The organism is Treponema sp. R6D11 (assembly GCF_054786075.1).
Map to the genome: position 1 here is coordinate 1 of NZ_BDHD01000065.1, position 10263 is coordinate 10263.

The following is a 10263-nucleotide window of genomic DNA, read 5'->3' on the forward strand; positions in this document are numbered from 1 at the left end:
ACCGCAAGACCGCGTTCAAGGTCTTCTTTTTTGATTAACCCCTTGCCATAAGCCCACGACATTTCTTTGTAGGCCGCTGCGACCGCGCCCGCGTAGTCGCCCGAACTTTCCCGCAGGCCCGACTCCGCCATGCCCATCCCCTGAAACCAAGACCCCGCCCTTTCAAGCGCGGCAATCTCGTCCAAACGGGAAGCCTGATCCTCGTAGGGACGTTCCGCCGTAACGGCCATTACGTCCGCCTGCTGTTGTGTTTTGCCGGGCGCCGTCCCCCCGCCGCAGGCGGAAAGAAAAGCCAAAAGAACCGGCAAAAATGAAAATTTAAATTTTGAAAACATAAGCAACTCCATAAAAAAGTTTTGATACCCTATATACGGTGCGGCCGTGTATTTTGCATGACTTTAACGGAAAAAAATTTAACTTTTTTTGAAGTTTTCTAAAAAGAGGAAAATATCTTCTTATTTAATGTTTTTTGACGAAATATCTTGTTATGTCGCGTCTGCCGTGACATTCAATAATTGCTCGATTTGCTGCATGACGTAATCCTGAAATTTCGGGGGCTTATGGCAAGGGGTTAATCAAAAAAGAAGACCTTGAACGCGGTCTTGCGGTTCTGATTGATCCCCAATCAAACCCGCAGGGCGGTGATTCGGAGAACCGCGGCACCTCTCTCGCGCCCATTGCGCCTCATCCAAACCCGGAGGCGGTTAAAACTGCGGCGAAAGCGGCACTCGCCTTTACAAAGGGACAGTGGACGGAAGCGTCCGCCGCCCTTGTTCCCCTCTTTGACGAACTTGAAGAGCCGGACGGCTACGGGCGCTGGATGATTCTAGTCTGCGCCCTGGAAAAAGACCGCGACAACAGGCGGGCGACCGCGGCTTACAAGTCGATCCGAGCGCGTTATGTGCAACAACCAGAATATTGGTACAGGGGCGCGAGGGCTTTTTCAGGGGCGATAGGCGCGGAATACGCGGAAAACTGCGTCAACCTGTCGCCGCAAGGGCCGTTCGCTGGCGAATGTAGGGGCATATTGGCGGCCTTTGCTGGATTAAAAAAAGAGGACGGCGCGTCGTTAAGAACCAAGACGGAAATTGAAGAGATTATCACAAGGTCGGTGAATACGGGGAATCCTCAAATTTTGGATTCTCTATTTCCGTTAATCGGGCTTCCAGACAACCAATACACCCTATATGCGGTAGGAGCGTTAAAGACGTTAATTTCCGTTCCCAAGTTCAAGGATTTTTTCAGCGGGCAGGCGGCATCTTCCAAAGGGCGGCTTGCGGAACGGCTTTCCTACATCTGCAGGAGTTAACATGAAAATGTTTACTTTAATAACCTGCGCCGTTCTATTTACTTTTTTCTCCTGCTCAAAAACGCCGGATCAAAAAACCGTCCTCCGTTATGTCCGCGCCCAGGAAGCGTACTCTCAGGGGAAATTTACGGAAACTCTTGAAACCCTTAGCGGCGAGAAAAAATTTCCGCCCGCATTGTTGTTGCGCGTAAAGGCCGAATTTTTTTCAGGCGATCTTGATAAGGCGGAAAAAACATGCCGTAGGCTTCTTAAGATTCAGCCTTCTTTTTACGAGGGGAAATTATACCTCGCGAGAATTCTCCGCGAAAAGGGCGATTCCGACAAGGCGGTGCAGGTGACGGAATCCCTGTTGGCCGATTATCCGCAGGATATCCGCGCCCTGCGGTTCGCCGCGGAACTCGCTTCGGAATCGAAAAAATACGATGAAATGGAAATTTTTCTGGATAAGGCCGCGGAACTTTCCGCGGAAAGCGCCCTTGTTCTACTGGACAGGGCGAGACTGCGCTGGGTAGCGGGCAAAGGGGCGGAAGCTCTGGAAGATTTAAGCAGAGCGAAAGCCATGCTCCCGTGGGACACGCCGCTGTTACGCCCGATTAACAATCTTGAAAAAACAATAAAGGAGGTTATGTGATGAAAAATCAACTGAAAAAACAAAACGTGTTTTTATCGTTTTTATTTTCGATCTTGTTTTTATCGACGTTTCTCTCGTGCGAGGAACTGCCTATCAATCGTTCATCGGGCCAGTCCTGGCTAATTTCCAATTCGGACGAAACGGAAAAAACCTGGACGACTTTGACGATTTTATCCGTTCAGGTCGACAAGTCCGGCGGCTGGGATTCCGTCGAAAAAGAGACCGCCGCCCTCGCGCCGCTTTATTTTTGGGACAGCGGATGCGCGGTCGTTGCCGCCGAAAGGGAGCCTTCTTACGCGGCGCAGATTCAGATTAGGGAGAGGGAATACAACACCGGCTGGAAGACAAAAAAATCGCTCGCGGTGGAAGTGCGTATATGGGAATACAAAGACGTTCCTGAAAACAACGGGACGCATTACGCGCAAAAACTTCCGGCGGCAACCGGGCGTATTGTCGCTTCCGGGGATAAAAGTTTTTCTTCGTCGGAAACTACCGGCCGTCTTCTTTCCAAGGCGATTGATAAAGCGGTAAAAGAACTATTCGCATACGAAAGGAAAAAAGATGCGTAACATGATCTGTTTTTGCGTTTGTGCGCTAATCGCCGTATCCGTTTGCGCCGCCGCGTATGCGAACGACAAAAATCCCCCTTCGCTGACTTTCGCGCAGGCGGCGGACATGGCTCTTGCCTACTCTGCCGAACTAAGGCAGGCGCGCTCTTCCCTTGCCCTGCGTGAAGGAATGTGGAGATGGGGTTTGCGCGCGTATTTTCCGCAAATAAGCCTTAGCGCGTCGGAGAACGACCGTCTGCAAATGATAGGGGCGGATTCTTTTGTAAAAAATTACGGGATAAGCCTTGACCAGCTTTTATGGGACGGCGGCAGGACTTCTACCGCGAGAAAGCTTGAACGGATGGAACTTAATCTTTTATCCGGCGGGCTTAACAGAATGTCTTTGGAGATTGTGGATCAGACATTGTCCGTTTACAGGAACGTGCTGTCGTCCAGAACGATATTGGAAATAAAAAAATCGGCGCTTGTCGTGCTGGAAGAACAAAGGAGGATATTAAACGAGGAAGTTTTGCTAGGGCTCGCGTTGCCCGTCGATCTTGCGGGGGCGGACGTTAATCTGTCTTCGGCAAGACTTGAGATTATTTCCCTTCAACTTGATTTAACCGAAATGGAAAGGCAGTTCGCTGAGATTCTCGGGCTTGACGTTCTTCCCGTCCTTTCAGAAAAAATCGACGTGAACCGTTCTATTTCTCTACCCTTCGCGATCGCCGTTGGAAACCTCGCAAAGGAACGCAATCCCGATTTGACGGACGCCCGTTTTTCCATAACAAAAAAACAGGCGGAAGTTAAATTCGCGTCCAATTCATGGATACCCAGTTTGCGGCTGACGGGTAATTTCTCCCTTACGGGACAGCGTTATCCGCTAACGCGCTATAATTGGTCGGTTGGAATAAACATCGACTTGTCCGGCCCGTGGATTCAAAACCGTTCCAGCGCCCAGGCAGGGTGGGAACCGCCTTATGACAGGACGGCGATGGCCCAAAACAATTTAGTCCTATTACCCGATCCCGCTTCGGCCTTCGGGGTAAAACAGGCGCAGCTCGCGCTCGCGCTTGAACGGGAAAAATACAACGTCCTGTTTGAAAGGATCGGGCGTGTTGCAGCTAACGCCGTTGAAAAATGCGCCCTTGCCGACAAAAAGCGTCTTTTGGCGCTGGAAGCCGTCAGGCTTGGAACCGAAAAGAGCCGCATTGAGGAAATAAAACTCGGTCTTGGGCATATTACAAGGCTCGAACTGATGGAAACCCTAATCGAACAGACTCAAAGGGAGGTTTCCGCCGTGCAGGCCGCGATTGCCCTGCTGGAAGCGGAGCGCGAACTGGAAAAGTTTCTCGATTTAATGCCTGGAGAACTCGCGAAATTCGCGGCATCCGCAGGCGCAACACAACAAAGGAGGGATTTATGAACAATAAAAAAACGATGATAAAAATACTGATAACTATTCAGCTAACGGCGTTATTGTGCTTCGCCTGCGTTAAACAGCCGACGGACACGGAAGCAAGAAAGGTAAGGGGCGCCGCCGCTGTTTTACGCGAGGTGCCGGAAGAAACTTCCGGGTTCGGAAGCTTGTCATTTCTTACCAAAGTGGACATAACCGCGCCCCAGGAGGCCGTTATTAAAAAACTTTATTTCCGAGAAGGTGATTCCGTAAGGCAGGGCGAACTTGTCCTTCTTCTGGAAAATCCTCAAATTAACCTCGCCGTAGAAAGGGCGGAAAACAATTATTCACAGGCCCAAGCCGCGTGCAATTTAACAAACTCAAGATTGATGGAAGGGATATTCAACGCAGAAGCGCAGATTCTCGCTCTGGAAAAAGCGGAGGCGGAAATAGCGGTCGCAAAACGGAGGTGGGAAGAAAACAAGCGCAAACATCAGAATCAGGAGGTTCTTTTTGAAGCGGGCGGCGTTCAAACCGAGGCGATACTTATAAGCCGTTTCAGCCTTGATACCGAATGGGAACAGATTCAACTAATGGAAAGAGAACTGGAAATCCGCAGGATAGGAATGCGCGACCAGGACATTGTAAAAGCGGGGTATTCAGTCCCGTTAGGTGAAGACGAACGAGTAAAAGCGCTTGTCTCGCTTATGACGGCGAGCCTAAAAGCGGAAAAAGACGCGGCTTTAGCGAGGTTGGAAGCGGCGCAGAAAGAGCTAACTTCCGCGAGAATCGCCCTTGCGGAGCTTAGGGTCGGCAGTCCATCATCCGGCGTGGTGGGGGCGCGTTATCTTGAAGAAGGGGAAAGGGTGCGCCCTCAGGATAAAATTTTAAGTTTGATTGATACGGCTTCGCTTTACGCTATTTTTCCAGTGCGCGAAAAAGACGCCATGCGGATTGAAAAGGGAATGAAAGCCGATGTCCTGATAGACGGAACGGGCGAAAAACGGGACGGTATTGTGGATCTTGTTTATCCGCAGGCGGACAGCCAAAGTTTAAGTTTTATGACGCGCGTTTTGCTTGACACAAACAACCTAAAACCGGGAATGTTCGCGCGCGTTACGGTGGTTCTCGGCCCGCCAAGAAAAGCCGTATTTATTCCCGAAACCGCGATTTTTAACCAAAAAAAAGACGAAGGCAGTATTTTCTTGGTTAACGGCAGCGTGCTTACGGAACAAAAAATTATTCTTGGCGAATCCCACGGCGAAGATAGGGAAATAAAAGGGGTTAGCGCCGGAAACATGGTAGTAATTAGGCCGGCTCCGGATTTAAGGGAGGGCATGAATGTTACGCTTGTTGATTAGTATTCCACTTGTTTTGTTAGGCGCATACCTTTTGTCGTGCGGGTTTGCGGATCTACGTCCCATCGGGATAACCATTGAACCTGGCATATCAGATTCACTGTTAGCCGAAGCGTACAGCCCCGTAATACTCACGTTCAGCGCACAGATGGAAAAGAACGAGGCAGAAGGAATTTTACAGGTAAGTTCCGATTCTGGAGTGGTAAACGGGGACCGTTTCTGGAAGGACAATTCGCTTTACTTTGTGCCGGTCGCCGGCTGGACCGCCGGAGTACGCTATACTTTAACCCTTTCTGGAACCATAAACTCAGTTGACGGCAGGGAAATGCGGCTTGAACGTTTTGTTTCATTTTACGCAATCAACAAAAACAACCGGCCGTTTCTTGAATGGTACAGCCCTTCATGCGGCGAATCAACCGGAACGGTCGGCGTCTGTTTTGAGTTTCATTTTTCGCGCCCAATGGACAGGCTTTCCGTCGAATCGGCGCTGTCGCTGAACGGAATAACGGCAAAAACTTTTGAATGGTCAGATAACGATAAAATATTAAATGTTATTCCCGAAAGCAAACTTTCCGCGTTTACCCTCTACAAGTGGAATTTGCAGGATAGCGCGAAAAGTACGGACGGAGTACCGCTTGCTAAAACGTACTCTTCATATTTTACGACGGACATTGATATATTACTTCCGCATGTGGAAAATGTTTATCCCGTAATAAATACGGACGGGCAATGGTTTCCGACGGGGGCGAACATTGAAACAGGTTTGATGCTCGGTCAGGGAATCGCGATTTCATTTAACAAACCGATGGGGGAAAACGTGCTTCGTTCTTTGCGTTTTGAACCTTCCCTAACGGGCAGGGTTGATTCCCTTTCCGAAAAAAGCATAGTATATATTTTTACAAAGGATCCCGAACCGGAAAAAACTTACACTTTGATTGTTTCAGGCGACACACAGGACGTCTCCGGGTTAAAGTTAGGCGAAGATTATAAGGTTATATTTACTCCCGATATTCTTTTTTTGAATATTTTGTCTTTTTCAGCCGCGGACGTTCCATTGGTAATTGATAAAAATTTATCCGACCTCATCTTATCTGTTCCCGTAGAACCCGCGACTAACGAGATGTTTTTATCTATTCGTTTTTCTCTGCCGTTTAAAAATGAAGAAAAACAAAATATCGCCTTAAAAATAAGCCTTAACGCTTTTTTTCCAAAAACAATTTCGCCTACCGCCCTTAAAAAAGCCAACTGGGTTGGGGGCGATATTTTACAGATGTGGTGGGAAGGGTTAACAGCGGGTTATGAAGAACCTCATTTTTACAAACTGACAATTCCCGGCGGAAAAGGCGGAATTACAATGACGGACGGAACATATATGAAGGAAGATTTTATCGTTTATCTGGAGACGGAAAAATGAAAAAGCCGTTTTTACTCTGTCTTTCCTTTATCTGCTTTTTTTCATGCGACATATTAAGGCGTTCCCCATTTGAAGTGACTTCATGGAGTCCGGGAGAGGGATACCATTCAAATCCTAAAAATGTATCCGTCTCATTATATTTTTCCCTTGAACCGGACAGGGACAGCGTAGAACGCCATTTTTCGCTGACGGATGATAACGGCAAAATAAAGGGAAATTTTTATTGGGAAGATGAAAAAGTTACTTTTATTCCTGTAACGCCGTTAGAAGCGAACAATGATTACAATTTGTCTCTTTCGGCGGAGGCGCATGACACAAAAGGCCTTTCGTTGGATACGGTTTTTGAAAAACGTTTTACCACAAGACCGGGCGCGGAGCGGCCATTTTTAATTTCATGTTCCCCTTCCATGTACGAGGAAACGGACGATTTAAGGGCGGAGGTGCGGCTTGTTTTTTCCATTCCCGTGCCGTTGAGTTCTTTATACGACAATGTTTCTTTCTCTCCTTCAATGGCGGGTGGCTGGAGGCTGGAAGAAGACGGCAAATCGGCGGTTTTTACACCATCCGTTCCATGGACGAAAAACAAGCGTTATGAAATACGTTATTCAACATCATTGGCGGACAACAACGGAATGAAAATCGGAAATGAATTTAAGAGTATTTTTATAACGGGAACGGACAAAGAAATACCTGTACTTTTACGGGCAAATCGCATAACAAAAGATGGCGAATATATCAGTCTTGTTCCCGATACGACCGGATTTACGGGGGCGGCGGAAATATTTACTGAAAACGGCGGTTGGGAAAAAGAAGACCGCCTTTCTCTGGTTTTTTCAAAGCCGGTAGATTCAGTTTCTGTGAAAAACTGTCTGAATGTCGAAGACGCTCCTTCCGTTTTTTTGGAAACAATGCCCGGCTTTAACACTGAATTTGTTTTTCGTTTTGACACGGCGCCATCTTATGAAAGCCGTTTTATTTTCAGGATAAAAACTGGCGTTAAAGACGGCACGGGAAATGAAAGCAAAGACGAATATATTTACAGGATATACGCGAACGGGGAATCTTCCAAACCTCCATGTCTTATCGGAATCAGAATGGCAATGTCTCCTCAGGATAATACGGAACTTATCTCTTTTGACATTAATAATATTTTTGAAGATCTTCCCATAACGGACGAAAATTATCCTGCAACTGTCGGCGTAAAGACTTGGATCGAACTGTATTTTGAAACCGCGAAAGGGGCGTCCATCAATGCTCTTTCTGTAATGGATCTTTTTAGCGTTAATACAAGCAACAATGTTTTGAATTTTACCTCTCGGCAGGTAAAAACGGATAATTTTACGATTCCAGAACCGCAAGAAGGCTGGGAAAAATATGAACGCGTTGAAATTATGGGGAACCTGACTAACTCGGTTTTTTTTGGAATTGTTAATTTTATTATTGGCTCGGGTCTTAAAGACAGTCTGGGAAATAAAAACGATAAATTATTCAGAATTTCAACAATAAAGTAGGAAAAAATGAGGGGATTAATAAACCTATTTATACGCCGTCCAGTAACCGTCGTAATGATTCTGGCGGCGGTAATTATTGCGGCTGTTTTTTCTCTTTTCTCCATGCCTGTTAACAGGCTGCCGGATTTGTCCGTTCCAAGGGTAACGGTGGAAACCGTGTATCCTGGCATGGCGGCCGACGAAATCAGAAGTTTCGTTACCATTCCGCTTGAAGACGGGCTGTCTCCGGTAAAAGGGCTTGATAAAATGAGGAGCGTCTCGCGCGACAACCGTTCGATTATCAGCCTTGATTTCCGTTGGGGTGTTGATTCTATGGCGGCGTCCGTTCTTGTCCGCGAAGCGGTGGACGCGGTATATCCTTCGCTTCCGGAAGGTGTCCGCAAGCCGTCGGTAACGCCCGCCGACGCCGCGAACGAGCCGCACGCCGTAATCGCGGTTGTTTCGCATAACGGAAACGCCCAATTTGAACGCAAGCTGGCCGAATACGAACTGCGCGCGCGCCTGAGAAGAATCGACGGCGCGGGTTCAGTCGTTCTTGCCGGCGGCGAGGTAACGGAAGAGCGACTTGTTCTGGACGTGCCGAAATTGTCCGCCCTTGGGCTTTCCCCTCAGGAATTTTCCGGGCTTCTCGCGAGGGAAGCCGCCGACATTCCGGCGGGAAACGCGCGAGACGGTAACATGGAACTGGTCATTACTTCTGCGGGCAGGCCAGAATCGGCGCGGGCGCTATCAAAAACCATTCTTCCGTTTTCTAACGGCTCAATAACGGTGGAAGATACAGGACGGCTTTATCCCACTGCCGCTAAAAAAGAGAGCGTCTTTGTCTGCGACGGAGTAGAAGCGGCGGCTCTGGAAGTTTACCGCAGGCCCGGCGCGGACCCCTTGCGGCTGTCAAAAGATATTCAAAAAACAGTTAACGAGGCGGCGGCTGTTTTTTCCCGTGATGCGCAAATACGGATTATAAGCGACGCTGCCCCTTCTTTGTTAGGCAGGATAAACGGACTGTTGATTTCCGCAGTTTTGGGAATACTGGCGGTGTTCTGCGTCCTTATGTTTTTTATCCGCCGATTAAAATACAGCCTGCCTGCGGCTTTTTCCATTCCCGTTTCGGCCGCCGCGGGCATTTGCGTGCTTTCGATAACGGGAAGATCGCTTAACGGCATGAGCTTAAGCGGTCTTGCGATGGGTATTGGCCTTGTTTCCGATATTAGCGTAATAATACTGGACTTACTTAACCGGTCCTTTGAAAAAAAATCTTTTGTCCCCACTGGAATGCCTCCAGAGAAAGAAGAAATCGGAAACAAGGTTTTTTCTATAGCGGGCTCTAGCGCCGCTTCCACCCTTACGACGGCTTTGGTTTTTCTTCCCATAATAATTTTACCCGGCCCGTTGGGAAGCCTTTTCGGAGATACCGCCGTAGCGATTGTCACTTCGGTCGCCGCAGGCTGGTTTTACGCCCAATTTTGCCTGCCGTCTTTATACAGTCTGTTTTTTAACATAAAAACCAACAACATCGTTAATAACGCCGTTATTAAAGAAGGCAGTCTTGAAAAAAAATACTCCCGATTCCTATTACGTCTGCTTAGATCCCCGGTAAAAGTTTTCGCAGCCTCAACTTTCCTAATCATTATCGGATTATTTCTTATTTTTACGCGGCCGGTTGTTTTCATAAGTCCAGACGGAGCGGAAGAAGTTTGGGTTTCCGTGAATTACCCCCCAGGAACCCTGCTTGAAACGGCGGGTGTTACGGGAAAAGAAATTTCCCGTGTTATTTCAGGGCTGCCTTCTGTAAAAACTGTTTACGGTAAAGCCGGAGCCGAAGAAGAGGACGCTTCCAGCAGGGCGGACATTGATTACAGAAAAGAGGATCTTACCCTGCGTTGTTCGCTTAAAAAAGAGGTAAAACCCGAGAAAGCGTTAGCGGAAATTCACACCGTTATGGAAGAATTTGACCAACAGCCTTTTTCCGTTTATTTTCCCAAGGATAAAACGGAAACCTTACTGGGCCTGTCTTCCATGAGCACCTTTGCGATTAACGGCAAGGACAGGGAAGAACTGAAGGAAAGAGTGGAAATCGCGCGGGATACTTTTAA

General features: G+C 48.0%; 9 protein-coding genes. 8 read left to right on the plus strand and 1 reads right to left on the minus strand.

Annotated elements, in window-relative coordinates:
• A partial coding sequence (locus ACYVTD_RS07260; protein WP_461247108.1) for a hypothetical protein occupies nt 1-335 on the minus strand: 335 nt, incomplete at its 3' end.
• Nucleotides 336-820: 485 nt separating this feature from the next.
• Between ACYVTD_RS07260 and ACYVTD_RS07265 the strand changes: the two genes are divergently transcribed.
• The 8 genes from ACYVTD_RS07265 to ACYVTD_RS07300 all read left to right on the plus strand — a co-directional run.
• Entirely contained in the window at nt 821-1309 is a 489-nt protein-coding gene (locus tag ACYVTD_RS07265) for a hypothetical protein (protein WP_461247109.1), read from the plus strand.
• A gap of 1 nt (nt 1310) precedes the next feature.
• Nucleotides 1311-1940, plus strand: coding sequence for a tetratricopeptide repeat protein (locus tag ACYVTD_RS07270; RefSeq protein ID WP_461247110.1), 630 nt, complete (start codon nt 1311-1313; stop codon nt 1938-1940).
• Nucleotides 1940-2509 carry a hypothetical protein gene (locus tag ACYVTD_RS07275; RefSeq protein WP_461247111.1) on the plus strand — a complete coding sequence of 190 codons (570 nt, stop codon included), beginning with the start codon at nt 1940-1942 and terminating at the stop codon, nt 2507-2509. Before ACYVTD_RS07270 ends, ACYVTD_RS07275 begins: the two co-directional genes overlap by 1 nt.
• Complete coding sequence (locus tag ACYVTD_RS07280) at nt 2502-3914, plus strand: TolC family protein (protein ID WP_461247112.1); 1413 nt, start codon at nt 2502-2504, stop codon at nt 3912-3914. Before ACYVTD_RS07275 ends, ACYVTD_RS07280 begins: the two co-directional genes overlap by 8 nt.
• Complete coding sequence (locus ACYVTD_RS07285; RefSeq protein WP_461247113.1) at nt 3911-5248, plus strand: efflux RND transporter periplasmic adaptor subunit; 1338 nt, start codon at nt 3911-3913, stop codon at nt 5246-5248. The genes ACYVTD_RS07280 and ACYVTD_RS07285 overlap by 4 nt, the downstream gene beginning before the upstream one ends.
• On the plus strand, nt 5229-6659 hold the full coding sequence (locus tag ACYVTD_RS07290) for an Ig-like domain-containing domain (RefSeq protein ID WP_461247114.1): 1431 nt from the start codon (nt 5229-5231) through the stop codon (nt 6657-6659). The genes ACYVTD_RS07285 and ACYVTD_RS07290 overlap by 20 nt, the downstream gene beginning before the upstream one ends.
• Nucleotides 6656-8170 carry an Ig-like domain-containing domain gene (locus ACYVTD_RS07295; RefSeq protein WP_461247115.1) on the plus strand — a complete coding sequence of 505 codons (1515 nt, stop codon included), beginning with the start codon at nt 6656-6658 and terminating at the stop codon, nt 8168-8170. Before ACYVTD_RS07290 ends, ACYVTD_RS07295 begins: the two co-directional genes overlap by 4 nt.
• A gap of 6 nt (nt 8171-8176) precedes the next feature.
• Nucleotides 8177-10263, plus strand: a 2087-nt coding sequence (locus tag ACYVTD_RS07300; protein WP_461247116.1) for an efflux RND transporter permease subunit, incomplete at its 3' end; no start/stop codon positions are given.

Bases quoted from the DNA above. Each gene is read 5' to 3' on its own strand.
- ACYVTD_RS07265 (WP_461247109.1), top strand. From the start codon at position 821: ATGATTCTAGTCTGCGCCCTGGAAAAAGACCGCGACAACAGGCGGGCG.
- ACYVTD_RS07270 (WP_461247110.1), top strand. From the start codon at position 1,311: ATGAAAATGTTTACTTTAATAACCTGCGCCGTTCTATTTACTTTTTTC.
- ACYVTD_RS07275 (WP_461247111.1), top strand. From the start codon at position 1,940: ATGAAAAATCAACTGAAAAAACAAAACGTGTTTTTATCGTTTTTATTT.
- ACYVTD_RS07280 (WP_461247112.1), top strand. From the start codon at position 2,502: ATGCGTAACATGATCTGTTTTTGCGTTTGTGCGCTAATCGCCGTATCC.
- ACYVTD_RS07285 (WP_461247113.1), top strand. From the start codon at position 3,911: ATGAACAATAAAAAAACGATGATAAAAATACTGATAACTATTCAGCTA.
- ACYVTD_RS07290 (WP_461247114.1), top strand. From the start codon at position 5,229: ATGTTACGCTTGTTGATTAGTATTCCACTTGTTTTGTTAGGCGCATAC.
- ACYVTD_RS07295 (WP_461247115.1), top strand. From the start codon at position 6,656: ATGAAAAAGCCGTTTTTACTCTGTCTTTCCTTTATCTGCTTTTTTTCA.